The sequence below is a fragment of the Kitasatospora misakiensis genome (assembly GCF_042656005.1).
Lineage (GTDB): Bacteria > Actinomycetota > Actinomycetes > Streptomycetales > Streptomycetaceae > Kitasatospora > Kitasatospora misakiensis.
Map to the genome: position 1 here is coordinate 62,299 of NZ_JBHSOF010000002.1, position 19,378 is coordinate 81,676.

The window sequence follows — 19,378 nt, forward strand, 5'->3', positions numbered from 1 at the left end:
CTCGCCGGTAACAAGGCCTTCGGCCCTCCTCCCCCGGGACCGTCACCCCCCGGACGGATCCCCCCGGCGGGGGAGGCGGCTCCGGTCTCCGGAGGACGTGCGGGCCGCCGGGCGCGCGGGAACGCGGGGGCATGACCCCGACACTCCCGCTCCGCACCCAGACCGCGATCCCGGCTTCGCCCGCCCCCGAACCCCTCGCCCCGCCGGTGGGCCGGACGCGGACCGCGGCGGCAGGTTCGCCGTCCAGGGGCTGGCGCTGATCACCGGGTTCCTGCTGTACGCGCGGGAGCGCTGGGCCGGGCTGCTGCGCCACGACCGGATCGGTGACCTGCCGCACTCCCCCACCCTGACCACCCAGCGCGCCTTCGCATGCGTCGCCGCGCCGCTCGCCGCCGGGATCGCGGCGGCCCGGGATCGCGGCGGCCCGGGATCGCGGCGGCCCGGGATCGGCGAACGCGCGGCGACGCTGCGCGGCGGCTGCGAGGCCGGGCCGGCGGACGACGGAACGACGTGGCGGCTGACCGTCTGGCTGCCGGTGGGAGGAGAGCAAGGGTGAACGGTTCGGGGGCAGGGGCCGCGGACGCGGCAGGGCGTGCGGTGTCGGGAGGGGGCGGCGGCCGGACGTGGTGCTGATGGACTGAGCGGGACCAGGCACGGGGGGCGTGCCGCGGTCGGCGGGCGGCGGGCGGCGGGCGCGGGCGGCGGGCCGGACAAGCTCCAGCACTGGTCGTCGTTCTTCCCGTACTCCTTCCCGACTGACCCGCGGCGCCGAGGCCCCCGCTGAGGCCTGAGGCCCGCGGCGGCCGACCGGACCGGTCCGGGCTCAGATCCGCCAGGACCGGATCCGGTCGGCCGCCGCGAACACGTCCGCCCGCCCCTCGGCGACGTCCCGGGCCAGCTCGACCAGCGCCCCGTACGGCGGATCGACGCCCTCCCCGGCCGCGTGCATGTACGCGGCCGTCGCCATGCAGGCGTAGAGGTTGTTGCGCAGCGGCAGCGGGCGCAGCAGCACGATGGTGTGCATCAGCGTCGCGGCACACCAGGCCGGATCGGCGTCGTGGCCGAGCTGGGCGGTGTTCACCCGGTGCCGCGCGACGGCCGCCTGGAGCGCCGAGTAGTCGCGCACGCTGAGGTCCTCGGGCGAGGCCAGCTCCTGGACGTCGAGCAGCCAGCGCAGATCGACGTGCAGCAGTATCATCGCGGCACCCCTCCCGTGGACCCCTCCCGTCGCGTGGCGCTCAGGCGGCCGGCGCGTCCTCCGGGAACGCCTGGTCGAACTCCTCGCGGTGCGCGTTCCAGAACGCCACCGCGTGGGAGACGAACACCCGGCGCTGCTGCTCCCGCACACTCAGGTCGTGCACATAGGCCTTGACGCTCTTGCCGTCGGCGGCGGCCGCCTCACGAATGGCGGCGAGCTCGTGCTCCGTGTACTCGATGTTGAGTGCTGGCATGGCGCCGATGGTACTGGAGCACACCGGAGTTGGACACCGCGTCGGCGACAACCCCGAGACCGTCCCGGGGTGCCTCCACCGGAGGTCGGAGCCGCGCAGCATCCGGTCTCCGTCCGTGGTCCGACACGAGGACCGCCCCGCAGGTTGACGCGTCCGGGCGCGGGGTTCCGTACCGTCGGTTCGTGGGCGGCGGAGGGCTCCGCGGGGAAGCGCCCGGACCGGAAACGGCAGGGGACGGCATGGGGATCGGACAGCGGAGGCCGGTGGCCAGGTCGGTGGGGATCGCGGCGCTCGCGCTCGCGGTCACGGCGGGAACGATCGGCACGGCGGGCGCCGCCGTCGCCGCACCGAACCGGGACGGGGACAGCGCGGCGAAGCGGCCGGGTGCCAACCGGCTGGAGGGCGTCTGGCGGACGGACGGCTACGGCTCGATCGTCGAGATCCACGGAACGGCCTTCACCACCTACGACGTGACCCGGATCAGCTGCACGCCTGGCTGGTTCTCCGGCGCGCAGGTCGGGACGCCCGGGCGCGGCGGCGTCGTCCGGTACGGCGCGTCCGGCAAGGCGTACGCCACGGCTTCGGTCACGCCCCGGGGGCGCGACCGGGCCGTGTACAAGGAGGACGGCGCCGCCTCCGCCAGGAACCTCACCCGGCTGCCCGGCGGGCTGCCGGCGCAGTGCCGGCAGCCCGCCCCGCAGGACCCGCTCGTGGCCTTCGACCGGTTCTGGGCGACCTTCGAGGAGAACTACCCCTTCTTCGCCGCCAAGGGCGTCGACTGGCGGGCGAACGGCGCGCGGGCGCGGGCGGACATCACCCCGCAGACCACCCCCGACCAACTGGAGGGGATCCTCGCCGGCCTGCTCCGACCGCTCGCCGACGCGCATGTCGGCCTGGGCCGCAAGCAGGCCGACGGGAGGTACCACGGTGTGGTCGCCGAGTGGCGGTCGGGCACCCGCGAGCCCGACGAACACGAGCAGGAGCAGGCGGCCCGGGCCGTCGCCGCCCAGTTGGTCGCGCCGGAGCGGCCCTTCGGCCTCGGCCGGCTGGGGGTCGGCGAACTCCCGGGCGGCATCGGCTACCTGCGGGTGAGCGGGTTCGACGACTACGTCGAGGACGGCCCCTACCAGGAGCACGCGGCGGAGCTGGACAAGGCGCTGGACCTCCTGCTCGCCCACCCCGACCGGTTGAACGGTCTGGTGATCGACCTGCGGCTGAACGGCGGCGGCTCGGACGAACTGGGGCTGCGGATCGCCTCCCGGCTCACCGACCGGCCGTTCCTCGCCTACCGGAAGGTGGCCCGCAACGACCCGGCCGACCCGACCCGGTTCACCGCTCCCCAGCCGAGCGTGGTCCGCCCGGCCGCCGGCGCCACCCGCTACACCGGGCCGGTCGCCCTGCTGACCGCCGGCTCGACCGTCAGCGCGGGCGAGACCTTCACCCAGGCGATGGCCGAGCGCCGGCCGGCACCCGTCCGGGTCGGCGAGAACACCCAGGGCGTGTTCTCCGACCTCATGTTCAAGCCGGTCTCGGCCGACTTCGTGGCCGTCCTGCCGAACGAGAAGTTCCTGACCCGCGACGGCGGCACCTTCGACGGGCCGGGCATCCCGCCGGACGTCCGGACCCCGGTCTTCACCCCGGAGGAGCTGGACCAGGGCCGCGACTCCGCTCTGACCGAGGCCCGGCGGATCCTCTCCGCCGGACCGCCGACCACTGACCGCCGTACGCCGGGACCGCCGACCGCCGACCGCCGGCCGCCGGCCGCTGGCCGCTGGCCCCTGACCGTCAGCCGCTGACGCCGGCCGTCACATCGGGTCCACCCCCCTCAGCTCGCCGTCCAGCTCCAGCCAGCGGGTGATCCCCAGGCCGCGCAGGAACGGCAGGTCGTGGCTGGCCACGATCAGCGCGCCCTGGTAGGCGGCGAGCGCCTGGGTGAGCTGGCGGACGCTCGCCAGGTCGAGGTTGTTGGTCGGCTCGTCGAGCATCAGCAGCTGCGGCGGCGGGTCGGCCAGCAGCAACGCGGCCAGGGTGGCCCGGAACCGCTCGCCGCCGGAGAGCGTGCCGGTCGGCTGGTCGGCCCGACCGCCGCGGAACAGGAACCGGGCCAGCCGGGCCCGGATCGCGTTCTCCCCCGCGTTCGGCGCGAACAGCTTGACGTTCCCCGCGACGGTCAGCTTGTCGTCGAGCAGGTCCAACCGCTGCGGGAGGTGGCGCAGCGACACCGGGGCGGTGATCACGCCGGAGAGCGGGGCGAGTTCACCGGCGATGGTGCGCAGCAGGGTGGTCTTGCCCGAGCCGTTGCGGCCGACCAGGGCGATCCGCTCGGGCCCGCGCAGGTCGAGCTCGGCGGTGACGCCGTGCGGCAGCCGCACCTGTTCCAGGGTGAGCACGGTGCGCCCGGCCGGGACGGCGGTGCGGGGCAGGTCGATCCGGATCTCGGCGTCGTCCCGGACGGCCTCCTCGGCGGCGGTCAGCTTCCGCTTGGCCTCCTCCAGGCGCTCGGTGTGCATCCCCTGGACGCGGCCCGCCGTCTCCTCGCCCTGGCGTTTGAGCTTGCCGGCGACGATGCGCGGGTCGTTGCGGGTGACCGAGCGCTTCCTGCCGTAGCTGGCGCTGCGCTCCAGCCGGGTGCGGGCGTCGACCAAGTCCCGCTTCTGGCGCTGGACATCGGCCTCGGCGTGGCGCAGCAGCCGCTCGGCGGTCTCCTGCTGGGCGGCCACCGTGCGCTCGTACTCCGCGAAGTTCCCCCCGTACCAGGTGACCTGGCCGTCCCTCAGCTCGGCGATCTGGTCGACGTGCTGGAGCAGCTCGCGGTCGTGGCTGACGATCACCATCACCCCGCCCCAGCCGGCCACCGTCTCGTAGAGCCGCTCGCGGGCGGCCCGGTCGAGGTTGTTGGTCGGCTCGTCGAGCAGCAGGACGTCGGGGCGGCGCAGCAGCAGGGCGGCCAGCCGCAGCAGGACGGCCTCACCGCCGGAGAGTTCGCCGGTGGTGCGGTCGAGGCCGAGCCGGCGCAGGCCGAGCCGGTCGAGCAGGGCGCGGGCCCGCTCCTCGACGTCCCAGTCGTCGCCGACCGCGTCGAAGTGGCGCTGGTCGGTGGAGCCGGCCTCGATGGCGTGCAGGGCCTCGCGGGCGGCCCGGACGCCGAGCGCCTCGTCGACCCGCAGGCCGGTGTCCAGGGTGAGCCCCTGCGGCAGGTAGCCGAGCTCGCCGCCCACCTTGACGGCGCCCGCGGTGGGGGTGAGTTCGCCGGCGAGCAGGCGCAGCAGGGTGGACTTGCCCGCGCCGTTGAGCCCGATCAGCCCGGTGCGGCCGGGGCCGACGGCGAGGTGGAAGCCTTCGAGGACGGGCCTGCCGTCCGGCCAGTCGAAGGAGAGGTCGGTGCAGAGGAGCGAGGTGGTGGGTTGTGCCATGGAGGCCTCCCGAGGGTCTGCCGGACGCGGCCGGTCACCGAACGTGGTCGAGGGACGACACGGGGAGACACCGCGGGTGCGGGCGGGACCGGGGAGGGAGGGCCGGGATGGGGCTCGGGTCGTCAGAGCGACGGGGACGCCGGGCCGGCTCACCACTGAGGTCGGGCACGCGCACACTCACGGACCGCGCGGGCAGCGACAAGGCTGCGGCAGGGCAGCGACAGGGCTGCGGCGCGGCGGGGGCGGTGTCTCGGGACCTCAGTAGTTCAACGGCCTTCTCCTGTTCGGGCGGGGTGGCAGGGATCACGCTACGAAGCGCCCGCGCGGCCCGCAACCGGTTTTTTCGGTGCCGATCACGTGCCGATCCGGTGACAGCCGTGCCCCGGAACGGCCACGGGATCGAAGCCGTCCGCCCCACATGGCAGACTCCTCCCCTGCCACTCCCGTCACACCCGCGGCCCGTCCGCCGCACGGTCCATGGCGGGCACTCACACCCGTGGCGTGCATTCACAGGGGGAACCGAACATCATGTCATCGATATCCCGGGCGACCCGTGCCGCGCTGGGCGCCTCCGTCGTCGCGCTGACCATGGTCGTCGCGACCGCGTGCGGTCCGGACAACAGCGACCCGGCCGCAGCCTCGACCGGCGGGACGACCGCTGCCACCACCGCGGGCTCCACCGACAAGCCGGGCGGTCTGCCGCCGATCAAGCTTCCGACGGCCGACGAGCTGAAGAAGTGGAGCTTCGACGACTGGGACAAGTGGGCCCAGCAGAACGTCATCACCCCGGCGGTGAAGGGCTTCTGGGATCTTCAGAAGATCGTGAAGGCCAAGCCCTACAAGCCGGGCCCGGGCGGCCAGCCGACCGGGCAGCCCACCGCCCAGCCGGCCGCGGCGGCCCCGACCGCGCAGCCGACCAGCGCCGCACCCGCGCAGCCGACGAACGCCGCGCCCGCGCCGCCGAACGCCGCGCCGACGGCGGCCCAGCCCACCAGCGCCGCCCCCGCCCAGCCGGGCGGCACCGGTGGCAGCGGCGGCACCGGTGGCAGCGGCGGCGGCCAGAACGACCCGCAGCCGAAGCTGGTCGAGATGAAGCCCGTTCCGCACCCGTTCGCCAAGCCGGCCCACGTCAACGGCAAGCTGTTCTTCCAGGACGGCAAGCAGGACTACGTCTGCTCCGGCACCGTCGTCTCCGACCCCGCCAACCCGGGGAAGAGCAACCTGGTCTGGACGGCCAGCCACTGCCTGCACGGCGGCAAGGGCGGCAAGTACCACACCAACATCACCTTCGCCCCGGCCTTCAACAGCAGCGGCGCGGTCAGCGGCGGCAAGCAGGGCTCGCTCACCGACGCCGAGCCGTACGGCGAGTGGGGCGCGGTCGCGGGCATGATCTCGCCGCAGTGGGCGGGCGAGGCCGACCCGGAGAACGGCGGTCCGTGGAGCCAGTACGACTTCGGCATCCTCAAGGTCGCCAACCCGGAGGGCAGCGGCAAGTCGCTGGAGGAGGTCGTCGGCGGCTCGGTGCCGGTCTGGTTCAACGCCCCGCGTGACCAGATCGCCTCGATCAGCACCTACGGCTACCCGGCCGGCAAGCCGTTCGACGGCATGGAGCTGGAGCACTGCGAGGCCGGCAAGCCGGCCCGCCGCTCGATGGACCCGGCCCGCCCGACCATGCTGATGACCGGCTGCAACGGCACCGGCGGCGACAGCGGCGGCGGCTGGTTCACCACCAAGGACGGCAAGCAGGTCCTGGTGTCGGACACCTCCATCGGCGGGTTCGACAACACCTGGGAGGCCGGCCCGTACCTGGACGACGTGGCCCAGCACGCGCTGGAGTACTTCTCCAAGAAGAGCAAGTGACCCCGGTCACCGGCTGAACCGAACGTCCCCGCCGGGGGCGGTGGCACCCCGCGTGCCACCGCCCCCGGCGGCGTTTCCCGGCGGCGTTTCCCGACAGCACCCACCGACGCCCCCCGACGGCCCGCTCCCCGGCCCGCCTAGAATCGACCACATCATGAGCGCCACACTCGTCGTCAAGGACCTCGCCGCCGGCCACGGCGAGCGCACCCTCTTCTCCGGCCTGGACCTGGTCGTCGCCCCCGGCGACGTGATCGGCCTGGTCGGCGTCAACGGGGCCGGCAAGTCGACCCTGCTGCGCCTGCTGGCCGGCCTGGACACCCCGGAGGGCGGTTCGCTGCGGCTCAGCCCCGCCACCGCCACCGTCGGCCGCCTCCCCCAGGAGCCGGAGCGCCGGGCGGACGAGTCGGTCCGCGACTTCCTGGCCCGCCGCACCGGCGTCGCCGCCGCCCAGGCCGCGCTGGACGAGGCCACCCAGGGCCTGGTGGACGGCACGCCGGGCGCCGACGACGCCTACGCGGCCAATCTCGACCGCTGGCTGGACCTCGGCGGCGCCGACCTGGAGGAGCGGGCCGAGGAGGTCGCGGACTCGCTCGGCCTCAAGGTCTCCCTGGACCTGCCGATGACGGCGCTCTCCGGCGGCCAGGCGGCCCGGGCCGGCCTCGCCTCGCTGCTGCTCTCCCGCTACGACGTCTTCCTGCTCGACGAGCCCACCAACGACCTCGACCTGGACGGCCTGGAGCGGCTGGAGTCCTTCGTCAAGGGCCTGCGCGCGGGCACCGTGGTGATCAGCCACGACCGCGAGTTCCTCGCCCGCACGGTGACCAAGGTGCTGGAGCTGGACCTCCACCAGCAGCAGGTCAACCTCTTCGGCGGCGGCTACGAGGCGTACCTGGAGGAGCGCGCCACGGCCCGCCGGCACGCCCGCGAGGACTACGAGGAGTACGCCGACACCAAGGCCGGCCTGGAGGCCCGGGCCCGGATGCAGCGCGGCTGGATGGAGCACGGCGTGCGCAACGCCCGCCGCAAGTCCAGCGACAACGACAAGATCGGCCGCGCGATGCGCACCGAGTCCACCGAGAAGCAGGCCTCCAAGGCCCGGCAGACCCAGCGGATGATCGAGCGGCTGGACGTCGTCGAGGAGCCGCGCAAGGAGTGGGAGCTGCGGATGGAGATCGCCGCCGCGCCGCGCTCCGGCTCGGTGGTCGCCACCCTGCGCGGGGCCACCATCCGGCGCGGCGGGTTCGTGCTCGGCCCGGTGGACCTGCAGATCGACTGGGCGGACCGGGTCGCCATCACCGGCGCCAACGGCGCGGGCAAGTCCACGCTGCTGGCCGCCCTGCTGGGCCGGCTCGAACTCGACTCCGGGAGTGCGGTGCTGGGCTCCGGCGTGGTGGTCGGCGAGGTGGACCAGGCGCGCGGGCTGTTCCTCGGCGGGGAGCCGCTGCTGGAGGCGTTCGCCGCCGCCGTACCGGAGCTCGCGCCGGACGAGGTGCGCACCCTGCTGGCCAAGTTCGGCCTGAAGGCGGTGCACGTGCTGCGCCCGGCGGGCACCCTCTCCCCCGGCGAGCGGACCAGGGCGGCGCTCGCCCTGCTCCAGGCGCGCGGGGTGAACCTGCTGGTGCTGGACGAGCCCACCAACCACCTGGACCTGCCGGCCATCGAGCAGCTGGAGTCGGCGCTGGGCTCGTACACCGGCACGCTGCTGCTGGTCACGCACGACCGGCGGATGCTGGACACGGTGGCGGTGAACCGGCGGATCGAGGTCGGCGGCGGGCAGGTCCGCGAGCTCTAGGGTCCAGACGGGCCGGGGAAGAGGTCCAGACGCGCGGCGACGGCAGGTGGTGACAGGTACAGGACGCCGAGATAATCGCTGTCATGAACCACGTCATGCCGCCGCCGTGCGGGGGCGCGCCCGGATCCCTGCCCTCGTCCGTGCCCGTGCCCGTGCCCGTACCCGGTACGCCCGCACCCGCGCCCGGTGCGCCCACCCCCGGCCGGCCGCCCGAACTGCTGCGGCCGGCCGAGGGGATCGTCCTGCGGCGCCGCTCCCCCGCCCAGGCGCTCGCGCTCAACGCCGCCGTCCGGGCCAACCTGGAGCATCTACGCCCCTGGCTGGAGTGGGCCGCCGAGGCCCCCACCGCCGCCCGCACCGCCGAGCTGACCGAGGCCGGCGCCGCCGCCTGGGACGCCGGCACCGACTTCATCTACCTGGTCGGCCTGGACGCCGAACCCGGCCGGGTGATCGGCTCGTTCGGCCTGCACCGCCGGATCGGCCCGGGCGCGCTGGAGATCGGCTACTGGGTGAGCGCCGCACACGGCCGCCGCGGCATCGCCACCGTCGCCGCCCGCTCGGTCGCCGCGGCGGCGCTCGCCCTGCCCGGGATCCACCGGGTCGAGATCCACTGCGACCCGGCCAACACCGCCAGCGCCGCGGTGGCCCGCCGGCTCGGCTTCCGGCTCGACCGGACGGTCGACGCGCCGGTGCGGGCGCCGGGCGAGACCGGCCGCAAGCAGATCTGGATCCAGGAGCACCACCTGCCCGGCCCGTGCGCCGCCCCGTGAGACGTCACCCTCCGGCCATGGCCGCCGATCGGTAGCGAGCGTGGCTCAGTAGCGGTCGCCCGACGGCGCCGGCAGCGCGTCCAGCTCGGCGAGATCCGCCGGCGACAGCACCAGATCGGCCGCCGCCGCGTTCTCCGCCAGGTACTTGGGCGTCTTGGTGCCCGGGATCGGCAGCACGTACCGCCCCTGCGCCACCACCCAGGCGAGCGCCACCTGCGCGGGCGTCGCGCCGACCCGGGCCGCGACCTCCTTCACCCGCTCCACCAGCGCCAGGTTCGCCTTCAGCGCCTCCTGCTGGAAACGCGGCAGCTGACGGCGGAAGTCGTCGGCCGGCAGCTCGTCGAAGGAGGCGATACCGCCGGTCAGGAAGCCCCGGCCGAGTGGCGAGAACGGCAGGAACGCGATCCCGTGCTCCTCGGTGTACGGCAGCACCTCGGCGAGCGAGTCCCTGGTCCAGAGCGACAGTTCGTTCTGCACCGACGCCACCGGGTGGACGGCCCGGGCGCGCTCGATCTCCTCGACGCCCACCTCGGACAGCCCGATCCGGAGCGCCTTCCCGGCCGCCACCACCTCGGCGAGCGCGCCCCAGGACTCCTCGATCGGCACCTCCGGGTCGACCCGGTGCAGCTGGTACAGGTCGACGTGGTCGGTGCCGAGCCGGTGCAGGCTCTCGTCGATCGACCGGTGGATGTGCTCGGGGCGGCCGTTGCGCAGCACCCGCTCCTCGCCGGTGCCCGGCACCAGGCCGACCTTGGTGGCGAGCACCGCGCGCTCCCGGTACGGGCCGGCCAGGGCGGCGCCGACCACCTCCTCGTTGCTGTACGGGCCGTAGATGTCGGAGGTGTCGATCAGCGTGACCCCGAGGTCGAGCGCCTGCCGGATCACCTGGACCGAGGTCTCGTCGTCCCGGTTGTGGACGTCATAGGCCCAGGTCATCCCCATGCAGCCGAGGCCGACGACCCCGACCTCGGGACCCTCGCTGCCGAGCGTGGCGTTGCGCATGACGTACTCCTCACTGGTGCCGGCCCCCGTGGTGCCGACGTGCGGTCGGATCAACGGACACCAGCCTGTCCCTTGGAGTGCACTCTAGGTCAAGCGACGCCACCGGACTCCCGCCCGCCGGGCGGTGCCGACAGTCTTCCGACGCCCCGTCACGTGACTCACGACACAGCGTCAACCTCCGCCATTCGGTAACCTCCAGGCGTGCTTCGGCACATGAACCACTCACGTCACACGGGGGAACGAAAACATGAGCAAGACCATCACGCGCACGGTCCGCAACAGCGCCCGGGCCTTCGCCGCCGCAGGACTGGCGGTGGCCGCGCTCGCGACCGGCGCGACGGGCGCCCAGGCCAGCACCTCGGCGGGCTTCGTCAACACCAGCTGGGGCGACTACCGCACCGACTGGGCGGACGAGGGCCTGATCTCCACCACCCAGCACGCCAACAGCGGCGCCGCCGGCCTGTGGCAGCTGGTCCTCTGGCAGGACGGCTTCCTGAGCGAGGCCGACGTCGACTGCCAGTTCGGCCCGAGGACCCAGGCCGCCACGAAGGCCTGGCAGAGCCGCTACCTCGGCGCCTCCGAGGCGGACGGCGTCGTCGGCCCGAAGACCTTCGGCCGGGCCAGCCAGAACCTGATGTCCACCGACAACGGGTTCAGCATCCAGTACCACTCGGAGTTCCTCGGCCGCGAAACGTCCACGGGCCGCTACTTCTTCAGCACCTCCTACACCCGCGGCTTCGTCAAGGCCGACTACAACAGCGCCACCAACTGCCGCTGACCGCAGGACCGTCGGGCGGGGCCGTCCGGCCGGGGTCTCCCGGCCGGGCGGCCCCGCGCCGTCACCTCGCCCGCGTCGCCCACCTCGCCCGCGTCGCCCACCTCGCCCGCGTCGCCTGCCTCTCCTGCCTCGACGCGCTCGACCTCAGGCCGACCCCGACCCCGACCCACGCTCCGTGAGCCACTCCCGGAACCCGCCGCGCAGCACCAGGTCCGCGAGCCGCCGGTAGCCGCCCGCACCCGGGTGCGCGCCGTCCCCGGCCAGGGCCTCCGCCGTCCACGTCCGGTCCGCCGCCAGCTCCCCGGTCACGTCGGCGAACGGCACCCCGCGCGCCGCGCAGATCCCGGCGATCCCCTCGGCCAGGCCCAGCAGCCGGGCCAGGTGCGGCGCGCCCGCGTCGGCCACCGGCGGCGGCCCCACCACGAACGGCGCGAGGCCCCGTTCCCGGGCCCCGTCCAGCAGCGCGGCCACGTTCTCCAGGCACGCGTCCGGGGCGACCCGCGGCCGGCCGTCCTCCTCCACCGCGTCGTTGCTGCCCACCGACAGCACCAGCCGGTGGTCCGCACCCGGCAGCGCCCTGGCGTCCGTCTCGCTCCAGCAGCGGGCCCGCACGTCGGCCGAAGTGTTGCGTCGCACGCCCAGGTTGAACACCGTCACCCCGGCCGGCCCGGCCGCACCGGCCGCGAGGTCCGCCCAGCAGTCCGCCATCACCCGCCCCACCCAGCCGCGGAACTCCGGGTCGCCGACGCCCTGGGTGAAGGAGTCGCCGAGGAAGGCGATGCGCAGGTTCCGCGGTTCGGTGTCGTTGCTCATACCGGAACCTTAAAGTCCGCGTAAGGCTTTCCGCGAGCCGTCTTTGATGCTCCGGAGGTTCTTGACGCGCCCAGGTGGTCTAGTCCAGGTTGATGCCCAGCACCGCGCAACTCCCCCACCCCGGACCGTCCCCTCCGCCGCCCCGCGCTGCCTCCCCCCGCGCGAGGCGGGCGGCGGACCTCGTCCCGAGAGGCACCCCCATGCCACGCGCGCCCCACGACACCCCCGCCCGGCACCGCCGCCCGGCCGTCCGCACCAAACTGCTCGGCGTCGCCGCCGCCGTCGCCCTGGCCGGCGGCGGCCTCGCCACCCTCGCCGGGAACGCCGGCGCCGCCGAGGGCAACCTGCTCGCCAACCCCGGCTTCGAGAGCGGCTCACTCGGCCCGTGGAGCCCACCCGGGACGCCAACGCCCGCACCGGCGCGCTCTACAAGTGCACCAACATCCCGCAGCAGCCGTACGAGTTCGCGAAGATCTTCGCCCAGTACACCGGCTGAGCCCCGCTGGCCCCACGCCCGCCGGCGGCCCCCACCACCACGGGGGCCGCCGGCGCGGGCTGTTCGAGCGCCGGTTATTCGAGCGCGCATTATTCGAGCGCGCGTTCGCGGTCGGTCCACTACAGTCCCCCCATCGCCGGAGGCGCCCGGGAGCGCCGCCGCGGCAGGTCGACGGCACACGAGGGGGCGGGCGGTCATGACGATCCGGGACGACACCGGGGCAACGGTCGAGGAGATCACTCCCGAGGAGCTGGCCGCGTTCAACCGCACCCTCGGACGCCTGCGCGCGCTGCCCACCGGCCACCGGACCAGGCTGCACACCGAACGCCAGCTGCGCTCCTTCTACCGCGAGAGCCGCAAGCAGCGCCGCCAGGAGGCCGCCGCCGAGGCCCACGCCGCCGACGCCGCACTGCTCGCCACCACCGCCACCGGCGCCCGGGACCGGCGCGAGGACGCCCCGCTCACCACCCCGGCGGCACCGACCGCCCCCGTCGGCGCGCTCCGCACCGGCCGCCGCTGCTACGTCTGCAAGCAGCCGTACCGCGAGGTGGACGCCTTCTACCACATGCTCTGCCGCGCCTGCGCGGCCGACAACACCGCCCGCCGCGCCCTCTCCACCGACCTGCGGGGCCGCCGCGCGCTGCTCACCGGCGGCCGGGTGAAGATCGGGTTCCAGCTGGCCCTGATGATGCTCAGGGACGGCGCCGAGCTGCTCGTCACCAGCCGCTTCCCGCACGACACCGTACGCCGCTTCCGGGCCGCCGAGGGCAGCGCCGACTGGTGGGACCGGCTCACCGTCATCGGCATCGACCTGCGCGACCCGCGCCAGGTCCTCGGACTCACCGAGCAACTGCGCGCCGACGGGCGCCCGTTGGACATCCTGGTCAACAACGCCGCGCAGACCCTGCGCCGCCCGCCCGAGTCCTACGCCCTGCTGGCCGCCGGCGAGCGGTCCGCGCTGCCCGCCGCCGAGGCCGCCGCCGTGACGCACGCGCCCGGCTTCCGGCCGATGCCCGCGCTGGCCCCGGCCTGGCCGACCGCCGAACTCGCCGCCCCCGAGCCGTCCTCATCCCTTGCCCTGCTCTCGGACGCGGCCGACGGGACCGACGAGGCCGGCCTGCTGCCCGACCTCGCGGAGGCCAACTCCTGGTCCGCGCGGCTCGGTTCGCTCGACCCGGCGGAGCTGCTGGAGGTCCAGCTGGTCAACGCGCTCGCCCCGGCGCTGCTCTGCGACCGGCTGCTCCCGCTGCTGCTCACCTCCCCGCACCCGCGCCGCTACATCGTCAACGTGACGGCGGTCGAGGGCCGGTTCGCCGTCCCCCACAAGACCGCCGGGCACCCGCACACCAACATGGCCAAGGCCGCGCTCAACATGCTCACCCGCACCAGCGCCGGGCAGCTCACCGCCCGGGGCGTGCACATGTGCGCCGTCGACACCGGCTGGATCACCGACGAGAACCCGGCCCCCAAGAAGACCCGGATCGCCGCCACCGGCTTCCGCACCCCGCTCGACATCGTCGACGGCGCCGCCCGCGTCTACGACCCCATCGTCCGCGGCGAGGCCGGCTCGCCCGTCTCCGGCGTCTTCCTCAAGGACTACCGCGAGGCTGCCTGGTGACCCTGGTGCCCCCTGGCGGCCCGCTCGATCTTCGCGCGGTAGGCCGCCCGGGCCGCCTCGTCGATCTGCTTCTCGTGTTCGGGGCGCATCCCGGTCCGGCCGTCGATGCCCTCGCGCAGGATGTCGGCGTGCCCGGCATGCCGGTTGGACTCGCCGAGGACATGGACCAGGACGGCGAACAGGTTCGTGTTGGGCGAGGGCTCCGGCCACCACGGCACGTGGCCGGGGGCGTCGAGGGGAAGCGCGTCGATCGTCGCGTCCGCGTGTTCCCAGGTGCGCCGGTAGAACCCGATGATCTGATCGCGGGTCTCGTCCTCGGCGGCCCACAGGTCGCTGCCGTCGGCGTCCTGCCACCGGGGCAGCGGTTCCGGGGAGGGGCGGCCGAAGACCTCGCCGAAGTACCTGGCCTCGACGCTGGCCACGTGCTTGACCAGGCCGAGGAGGTTGCTCCCGGTCGCTGTCAAAGGCCGGCGGGCGTCGTACTCGGAGAGGCCGTCGAGTTTCCAGAGCAGCGCCTCGCGGTCCCGCCGCAGCCTCCGGTGCAGGGTGTCCTTCGCGAATTCATCGATCATGCGGCATGAGCCTGCCACAGGCCGCTCGTGGTCCAACGCACGGGGGCACGAAAGAGCCGCGCGGGAAGTCGGGCGGATCGACTTCCTGCGCGGCGGGCGTCCACGGTCACTGCCCCGCGGCGGCCGGCTCCTCGTCCGCGACGACCTCCAGGCCGTAGGCGACGACCGCCTGCCGCAGCCCGCCCGGGTAGCCCGCGAGGGCGGGGGTGAAGTCCCAGTCCCCGTCCGCGTCGCGGTCGAAGCGGCCGAGGCGCATCGCGGTGTTGGCCCCGGCGCCGTCCGCGAGGTGGACGACGGCCGCGTCCTGCTCGGCCCCGGCTTCGAGAATCAGCGCCGGTCCGGCGAACCCGGCCATGCTGGCCTCCGGGTGGTTCTCGGTGTCGGCGGCGGCGATGATGACGAGCCGGTCGGCCTCGGCGGGCAGCGCGTCGAAGTCGACCATCAGGCAGGCGTTGGCGTCCTCGTAGCCGGTCACCATCCGCACCGAACCGTCGGGCGTGGAGCCGTTGTTGTAGAAGACGAGGTGGTCGTCGGAGAGCGCGCGATTGCCCTGGCAGACCAGGGCGGCGATGTCGTGCTCCTCCGCCCCGGTCCAGTGCAGCAGCAGCCGGGCGGGCTCGGCGGCCAGCTCGATCGCGGGCTGCCCTCCGACCGTCTCGTCCTCGGCCTCCGCGTGGGCGGACGCGAACATCTCGTGGAAGCCGTGGTGCTTGAGCAGCCCGACCAGCTCGGAGCCGTTGATGAGGGTGATCGGCTTGCCGGAGACGAACTGGTGCGAGCTGGGGCCGAACTTGCTGGTGGTGACCAGCACGGCCTTGGTGGCCGCCCGGTCGTGCTGGAGCGTGCCGTAGAGGTCCCGCACGACCGATGGGGTCACCGTGTCCCGGTAGCGCTTGACCTGCACGATCACGTTCCCGCCACGGAACGGGTCGCTGTCGATGCCGCGGACGTCCACCCCGCCGTCCTTCGAGCGGGCCGTGAGCTCGACCTTCATGCCCATCGACTCCATCAGCCGGGCTATCAGCTGCTCGAACTCGATCGGGTCCATCGACAGCAGGAGTTGGAGTTCACGCACCCGCCGCGCCATCCGGCCGCGGTTCGCGTTGGTGTCGTCGCGAAGGTGGCGGAACAGCATCCGCTGCGCGCGGCGCTCGGCGGTGTCGGGGTTGCTGAGGCGGTGGAGCTTGCGGCTCCGCGACATAGGTACTCCCTCGAACGCACGGGACGGACGAGTCGTCAGGTGCGTGTCAGAAATGGCGACTTCAGGACGGCTTGGGCATGTCCCCCGCTGGGTAAGTGAGTAGATTACCGCTGTCCACGGGTCCTGTCGTTCGATCGGGACGGACGCTCCCCCCGAACGCCCCGTGCGCCGGGCGCGGCTCACTGCCGGACCGAACGGGCGCCGTCACTACGCTCTCCCGGTATGGCGACGAACAGCGGTGGGTTTCTCGTGGTGACCACGACGCACGGCGAGGAGGCGAAGGCCCGCGCGCTGGCCGCGGACGTGGTGCGCGCGCGGCTCGCGGCGTGTGCGCAGGTGTACCGGATCCAGTCCGTGTACTGGTGGGACGGCGAGGTCCAGGACGCGGCGGAGTGGCGGATCGACTTCAAGACGCGTGCCGAACTCGCCTCCGCACTGGAGGAGTTCATCGGCGAGCGGCACGAGTACGACACTCCCGAGGTCGTCGCCGTGCCGGTGGTGGCGGGTAGCGCCGCCTACCTGGAGTGGGTGCGGGCGGAGACGGCGGAGCGGTGAGGGGAGCCCAGGAAGTCGGCGGGTCCGACTTCCTGCGCTTGACCACTACGGGCCGTCGGCGTTCCTACCGATCCGTCAGAACCAGTGCAGGCAGTGCGGGGGGCGTTCCGTGCGGAAGAGGTCGTCCGCCACGACGGCCGCGCGCGGGTGGTGGGCCTGGATGCGGCCGGCGCGGACCAGGGTGCTCGGGGTCGTGCCGCCGAGGTAGATCGAGCCCAGGTCGCTCACGTCCAGCGACAGGTCCGGCTCCCGGTCCGTCTCGACGCACTCCGCCTTGCCGTCCCGGACGGTCAGCAGATAGCGGCCGTGCTCGCCGAGGAACGCGTCGTCGACGTCGAGGACGAGTTCCCCGTCGGCGAACCAACCGCGTTCGACCAGGGCGCGCGGCACGTCCAGCAACCGCACCCAGAGCCAGTCGTCCTCGGCGCCCGTCTCACCGGCGCGGATGTCCGCCAACTGCCAGCGCAGCGGGTGCCGGGCCGGGACGTGCTTGAACACCACCTGGCCGATCAGGTCGTGGCCGAGCACGGTCCGGGCCAGCGCCGTGAACACGGTGTCGTCGAGGGCGATGACCTCGTCCACCGTCAGGGTGCTCGTCTTGTTCACGCGGTCGAGCTCGCCGAGCGCGTAGCTGGCGTAGCCGTCCGGGACGCCGTCGGCGTCGCGGTGCAGGACGATGTGGCGCGGCGCCGGGGAGATCGGGGCCTGTCCGGCCCGCAGCTCCCACCAGCGGTGCGGGCGGGAGAGCGCCCCGGGCTGGGCGCGCCGGTAGCGGTCGTAGACCTCCTCCAGGATCTCCTGGCAGTCGTCGCTCCGCAGCAGCTCGACGGAGCCGGTGTCCGCACCGGCCGCCCTCAGGGCCGCGAAGTCGGCCCGGTGGCGCTGCACCGTCAGCTTGTTGGTGTAGGTCGCCGGCCCGTAGCCGAACCTCCGGTAGATCACGGCCTCCGAGGCCAGCAGGACGGAGAGGAACTCGCCCCGCTCCCGGATGTCCGAGAGCTGGCGCCGCATCATCGCGGTGAGCGCGCCCTGCCGCCGGTGGGTGGGGGCGACGCCGACGGCGGTGACTCCGGCGACCGGGACGGCGTCGCCGCCGGGCAGGGTGAGCTCGAAGGAGTACGCGGCGGCGGTGCCGACGGGCCGCCCGTCGTCCGCCACGGCGAACAGTCCGCGGTCCAGCTCGACCGCCGACCACCAGGCCCCGCCGCCGTCCGCGGTGGTGGTTCCGGGGAACAGCCCGAACGCCGAGTGCATCGTGGCGATGAACGCCTCGCGGTCCTGCTCGGTCGTGGCACGAATCTCCATCGGTACTGCGGCCTCCCCGGCTCGTCCGCGGCACCTCCCGCGGCGCCCCGCCACAGTCCAGCCGCACTACATGCCCAGGTCAAGCGAATTACACCCGCGGATCCCCCGCGCCCCCGAGCCTCAGAGGACGTGCCCGGTCGTCGAGTCCACGTGGGCGGGGACCTCCTCGTGGCGGTCGCCCACGGTCGGCGTCCCGGTCGGCTCGAACATCAGGATCGCGGCACCGGACGGCGCGGCCGGCCTGTGCTCCGTGCCGGCGGGGACGGTGAAGACCGACCCCTGCGGCAGCAGGACCGTGCGCTCACCCTCGGGCTCGCGCAAGGAGATGTGCAGTTCCCCGTCCAGCACCAGGAAGAACTCGTCGGTGTCGTCGTGGACGTGCCAGATGTGTTCGCCCTCGACCTTGGCGACCCGGACGTCGTAGTCGTTGACGCGCGTGACGATGCGCGGACTCCACAGCGCGTCGAAGGAGGCCAGGGCCTGGGGAAGGGAGATCGGCTGGTTGCTCATGGCCTCATCCTCGGCCGCCTCGCGGGGGCGGTGTGAGTGCTACGAATTGCACATGGCGAAAGAATCCTCTCACCAGGCTCGGGCGGCAGGCGCACACCGGGTGGTCGTGATCGTGGACGAGAACTCGAACCCGTTCGAGCTCGGCTGCGCGACCGAGGTCTTCGGTCTGCGCAGGCCGGAGATCGGCCGCGAGCTCTACGACTTCCGGCTCTGCTCCCCCGAGCCCTCCATCGCGATGCGCGACGGATTCTTCACCCTCACCGGGGTCGTCGGCCTGGAGGCGGCCGACACGGCGGACACCTTGATCGTCCCCAATCGCCCCGATGTCGAGGTGCCCCGCCGGCCCGCGGTACTGGACGCCATCCGACGGGCGCACGCGCGCGGCGCGCGCCTGGTCGGCTTCTGCAGCGGCGCCTTCACCCTGGCCGAGGCCGGCGTCCTCGACGGGCGCCGGGCCACGGCCCACTGGCAGTGGGCGGACGCCTTCCGCTCCCGCTTCCCCGCCGTCCACCTCGAATCGGACGTGCTGTTCGTGGACGACGGTGACATCCTCACCGCCGCGGGAAGCGCGGCCGCACTCGACCTCGGGCTGCACGTGGTCCGCCGCGACCACGGTGCCGAGGTCGCCAACTCCGTCAGCCGACGCCTGGTCTTCGCGGCACACCGCGACGGCGGACAGCGGCAGTTCGTCGAGCGGCCCATGCCCGACCTTCCCGACGAATCCCTGGCACCGATCCTGGCCTGGGCGCAGGAACGGCTCGACTCGCCACTCACGATCGCGGACCTCGCGGCGCGGGCGTCGGTCAGTCCGGCGACACTGCACCGCCGCTTCCGGACGCAGCTGGGAACGACCCCGCTGACGTGGCTCACCGGGGAACGGCTCGCCCTGGCCTGCCGACTGATCGAGCGGGGCGAGTCACGCTTCGCGGTGGTCGCACGACTGAGCGGGCTGGGCACCGCGACCAATCTCCGCGCGCTGATGCGTCGCGAGACCGGCATCACTCCGTCGGCATACCGGCGACGGTTCGGGCCCGAGGCACAGTGACGGCATCCCTGCCGAATCCGTGCCGGCCGGCCGAGAGATCACGCGATCGGGGCCGCCGATTCGACGACCCCGATTCGAGGGCGGCGATTCGGAGACGCCGACTCGGAAACGCCGCAAACCTTGCCGCCGGGATTTGTCGTTCGAGGCCCGGCGGCAAGGTAGGCGTTGGGGGAATCGCTTCGGCGTTCGTCGCTATG

The 19,378-nt window shown here is 73.7% G+C and carries 18 protein-coding genes; 9 read left to right on the forward strand and 9 right to left on the reverse strand.

Translation table 11 applies throughout. The features are described from left to right. Positions 1–97: 97 nt before the first annotated feature. Positions 98–556 (forward strand): hypothetical protein, encoded by a 459-nt coding sequence (locus ACFP3U_RS02150; protein WP_380223369.1) that lies wholly within the window; start codon positions 98–100, stop codon positions 554–556. Between the two features lie 267 nt (positions 557–823). Here the strand turns inward: ACFP3U_RS02150 and ACFP3U_RS02155 are convergent, their stop codons facing one another. Continuing rightward, positions 824–1,198 (reverse strand): toxin Doc, encoded by a 375-nt coding sequence (locus ACFP3U_RS02155; protein WP_380223370.1) that lies wholly within the window; start codon positions 1,196–1,198, stop codon positions 824–826. 40 nt (positions 1,199–1,238) lie between these two features. Beyond that, positions 1,239–1,451, reverse strand: coding sequence for a hypothetical protein (locus ACFP3U_RS02160; protein ID WP_380223371.1), 213 nt, complete (start codon positions 1,449–1,451; stop codon positions 1,239–1,241). Positions 1,452–1,714: 263 nt separating this feature from the next. Between ACFP3U_RS02160 and ACFP3U_RS02165 the strand changes: the two genes are divergently transcribed. Then, positions 1,715–3,247, forward strand: a complete 1,533-nt coding sequence (locus tag ACFP3U_RS02165; RefSeq protein ID WP_380223372.1) for a S41 family peptidase — start codon at positions 1,715–1,717, stop codon at positions 3,245–3,247. Positions 3,248–3,256: 9 nt separating this feature from the next. Here ACFP3U_RS02165 and ACFP3U_RS02170 read toward each other — a convergent pair whose 3' ends face one another. Next, positions 3,257–4,864 (reverse strand): ABC-F family ATP-binding cassette domain-containing protein, encoded by a 1,608-nt coding sequence (locus ACFP3U_RS02170; protein WP_380223373.1) that lies wholly within the window; start codon positions 4,862–4,864, stop codon positions 3,257–3,259. A gap of 528 nt (positions 4,865–5,392) precedes the next feature. Here ACFP3U_RS02170 and ACFP3U_RS02175 point away from each other — a divergent pair. The 3 genes from ACFP3U_RS02175 to ACFP3U_RS02185 all read left to right on the forward strand — a co-directional run bounded on the left by ACFP3U_RS02175 (position 5,393) and on the right by ACFP3U_RS02185 (position 9,286). After that, the gene (locus tag ACFP3U_RS02175; RefSeq protein ID WP_380223374.1) at positions 5,393–6,724 is read left to right on the forward strand and encodes a trypsin-like serine peptidase; all 1,332 of its coding nucleotides are present in this window, start codon (positions 5,393–5,395) and stop codon (positions 6,722–6,724) included. Between the two features lie 154 nt (positions 6,725–6,878). Further along, positions 6,879–8,516, forward strand: coding sequence for an ABC-F family ATP-binding cassette domain-containing protein (locus ACFP3U_RS02180; RefSeq protein ID WP_380223375.1), 1,638 nt, complete (start codon positions 6,879–6,881; stop codon positions 8,514–8,516). Positions 8,517–8,599: 83 nt separating this feature from the next. Beyond that, the gene (locus tag ACFP3U_RS02185) at positions 8,600–9,286 is read left to right on the forward strand and encodes a GNAT family N-acetyltransferase (protein ID WP_380223376.1); all 687 of its coding nucleotides are present in this window, start codon (positions 8,600–8,602) and stop codon (positions 9,284–9,286) included. A 45-nt stretch (positions 9,287–9,331) separates the two neighbouring features. Here the strand turns inward: ACFP3U_RS02185 and ACFP3U_RS02190 are convergent, their stop codons facing one another. Beyond that, positions 9,332–10,288 carry an aldo/keto reductase gene (locus ACFP3U_RS02190; protein ID WP_380223377.1) on the reverse strand — a complete coding sequence of 319 codons (957 nt, stop codon included), beginning with the start codon at positions 10,286–10,288 and terminating at the stop codon, positions 9,332–9,334. A gap of 247 nt (positions 10,289–10,535) precedes the next feature. Between ACFP3U_RS02190 and ACFP3U_RS02195 the strand changes: the two genes are divergently transcribed. Then, positions 10,536–11,066 (forward strand): peptidoglycan-binding domain-containing protein, encoded by a 531-nt coding sequence (locus ACFP3U_RS02195; RefSeq protein ID WP_380223378.1) that lies wholly within the window; start codon positions 10,536–10,538, stop codon positions 11,064–11,066. A gap of 144 nt (positions 11,067–11,210) precedes the next feature. Here the strand turns inward: ACFP3U_RS02195 and ACFP3U_RS02200 are convergent, their stop codons facing one another. Further along, positions 11,211–11,879 carry a GDSL-type esterase/lipase family protein gene (locus ACFP3U_RS02200; protein WP_380223379.1) on the reverse strand — a complete coding sequence of 223 codons (669 nt, stop codon included), beginning with the start codon at positions 11,877–11,879 and terminating at the stop codon, positions 11,211–11,213. A gap of 692 nt (positions 11,880–12,571) precedes the next feature. Here ACFP3U_RS02200 and ACFP3U_RS02205 point away from each other — a divergent pair. Then, a complete protein-coding gene (locus tag ACFP3U_RS02205; RefSeq protein ID WP_380223380.1) occupies positions 12,572–13,993 on the forward strand; it encodes an SDR family oxidoreductase in 1,422 nt (473 codons plus the stop codon). Here the strand turns inward: ACFP3U_RS02205 and ACFP3U_RS02210 are convergent. After that, entirely contained in the window at positions 13,972–14,565 is a 594-nt protein-coding gene (locus ACFP3U_RS02210) for a DinB family protein (RefSeq protein WP_380223381.1), read from the reverse strand. The two genes, ACFP3U_RS02205 and ACFP3U_RS02210, sit on opposite strands and share 22 nt — an antisense overlap. Positions 14,566–14,671: 106 nt before the next feature. Next, on the reverse strand, positions 14,672–15,766 hold the full coding sequence (locus tag ACFP3U_RS02215) for a restriction endonuclease (RefSeq protein ID WP_380223382.1): 1,095 nt from the start codon (positions 15,764–15,766) through the stop codon (positions 14,672–14,674). 222 nt (positions 15,767–15,988) lie between these two features. Between ACFP3U_RS02215 and cutA the strand changes: the two genes are divergently transcribed. Next, positions 15,989–16,321, forward strand: a complete 333-nt coding sequence (gene cutA, locus ACFP3U_RS02220; protein ID WP_380223383.1) for a divalent-cation tolerance protein CutA — start codon at positions 15,989–15,991, stop codon at positions 16,319–16,321. A 75-nt stretch (positions 16,322–16,396) separates the two neighbouring features. Here the strand turns inward: cutA and ACFP3U_RS02225 are convergent, their stop codons facing one another. Next, on the reverse strand, positions 16,397–17,626 hold the full coding sequence (locus ACFP3U_RS02225) for a GNAT family N-acetyltransferase (protein WP_380223384.1): 1,230 nt from the start codon (positions 17,624–17,626) through the stop codon (positions 16,397–16,399). 120 nt (positions 17,627–17,746) lie between these two features. Continuing rightward, positions 17,747–18,136, reverse strand: a complete 390-nt coding sequence (locus ACFP3U_RS02230) for a cupin domain-containing protein (RefSeq protein WP_380223385.1) — start codon at positions 18,134–18,136, stop codon at positions 17,747–17,749. Between the two features lie 52 nt (positions 18,137–18,188). Here ACFP3U_RS02230 and ACFP3U_RS02235 point away from each other — a divergent pair, with 52 nt between their 5' ends. Then, positions 18,189–19,181 (forward strand): GlxA family transcriptional regulator, encoded by a 993-nt coding sequence (locus tag ACFP3U_RS02235; RefSeq protein WP_380223387.1) that lies wholly within the window; start codon positions 18,189–18,191, stop codon positions 19,179–19,181. Positions 19,182–19,378 lie beyond the last annotated feature (197 nt).

What these genes read in the sequence shown, in the direction of transcription:
- ACFP3U_RS02230 (WP_380223385.1), bottom strand. Translation starts at nt 18,136, where the DNA reads ATGAGCAACCAGCCGATCTCCCTTCCCCAGGCCCTGGCCTCCTTCGAC.
- ACFP3U_RS02210 (WP_380223381.1), bottom strand. Translation starts at nt 14,565, where the DNA reads ATGATCGATGAATTCGCGAAGGACACCCTGCACCGGAGGCTGCGGCGG.
- ACFP3U_RS02225 (WP_380223384.1), bottom strand. Translation starts at nt 17,626, where the DNA reads ATGGAGATTCGTGCCACGACCGAGCAGGACCGCGAGGCGTTCATCGCC.
- ACFP3U_RS02215 (WP_380223382.1), bottom strand. Translation starts at nt 15,766, where the DNA reads ATGTCGCGGAGCCGCAAGCTCCACCGCCTCAGCAACCCCGACACCGCC.
- ACFP3U_RS02170 (WP_380223373.1), bottom strand. Translation starts at nt 4,864, where the DNA reads ATGGCACAACCCACCACCTCGCTCCTCTGCACCGACCTCTCCTTCGAC.
- ACFP3U_RS02200 (WP_380223379.1), bottom strand. Translation starts at nt 11,879, where the DNA reads ATGAGCAACGACACCGAACCGCGGAACCTGCGCATCGCCTTCCTCGGC.
- ACFP3U_RS02175 (WP_380223374.1), top strand. Translation starts at nt 5,393, where the DNA reads ATGTCATCGATATCCCGGGCGACCCGTGCCGCGCTGGGCGCCTCCGTC.
- ACFP3U_RS02180 (WP_380223375.1), top strand. Translation starts at nt 6,879, where the DNA reads ATGAGCGCCACACTCGTCGTCAAGGACCTCGCCGCCGGCCACGGCGAG.
- ACFP3U_RS02185 (WP_380223376.1), top strand. Translation starts at nt 8,600, where the DNA reads ATGAACCACGTCATGCCGCCGCCGTGCGGGGGCGCGCCCGGATCCCTG.
- ACFP3U_RS02195 (WP_380223378.1), top strand. Translation starts at nt 10,536, where the DNA reads ATGAGCAAGACCATCACGCGCACGGTCCGCAACAGCGCCCGGGCCTTC.
- ACFP3U_RS02235 (WP_380223387.1), top strand. Translation starts at nt 18,189, where the DNA reads ATGGCGAAAGAATCCTCTCACCAGGCTCGGGCGGCAGGCGCACACCGG.
- ACFP3U_RS02205 (WP_380223380.1), top strand. Translation starts at nt 12,572, where the DNA reads ATGACGATCCGGGACGACACCGGGGCAACGGTCGAGGAGATCACTCCC.
- cutA (WP_380223383.1), top strand. Translation starts at nt 15,989, where the DNA reads ATGGCGACGAACAGCGGTGGGTTTCTCGTGGTGACCACGACGCACGGC.
- ACFP3U_RS02160 (WP_380223371.1), bottom strand. Translation starts at nt 1,451, where the DNA reads ATGCCAGCACTCAACATCGAGTACACGGAGCACGAGCTCGCCGCCATT.
- ACFP3U_RS02190 (WP_380223377.1), bottom strand. Translation starts at nt 10,288, where the DNA reads ATGCGCAACGCCACGCTCGGCAGCGAGGGTCCCGAGGTCGGGGTCGTC.
- ACFP3U_RS02155 (WP_380223370.1), bottom strand. Translation starts at nt 1,198, where the DNA reads ATGATACTGCTGCACGTCGATCTGCGCTGGCTGCTCGACGTCCAGGAG.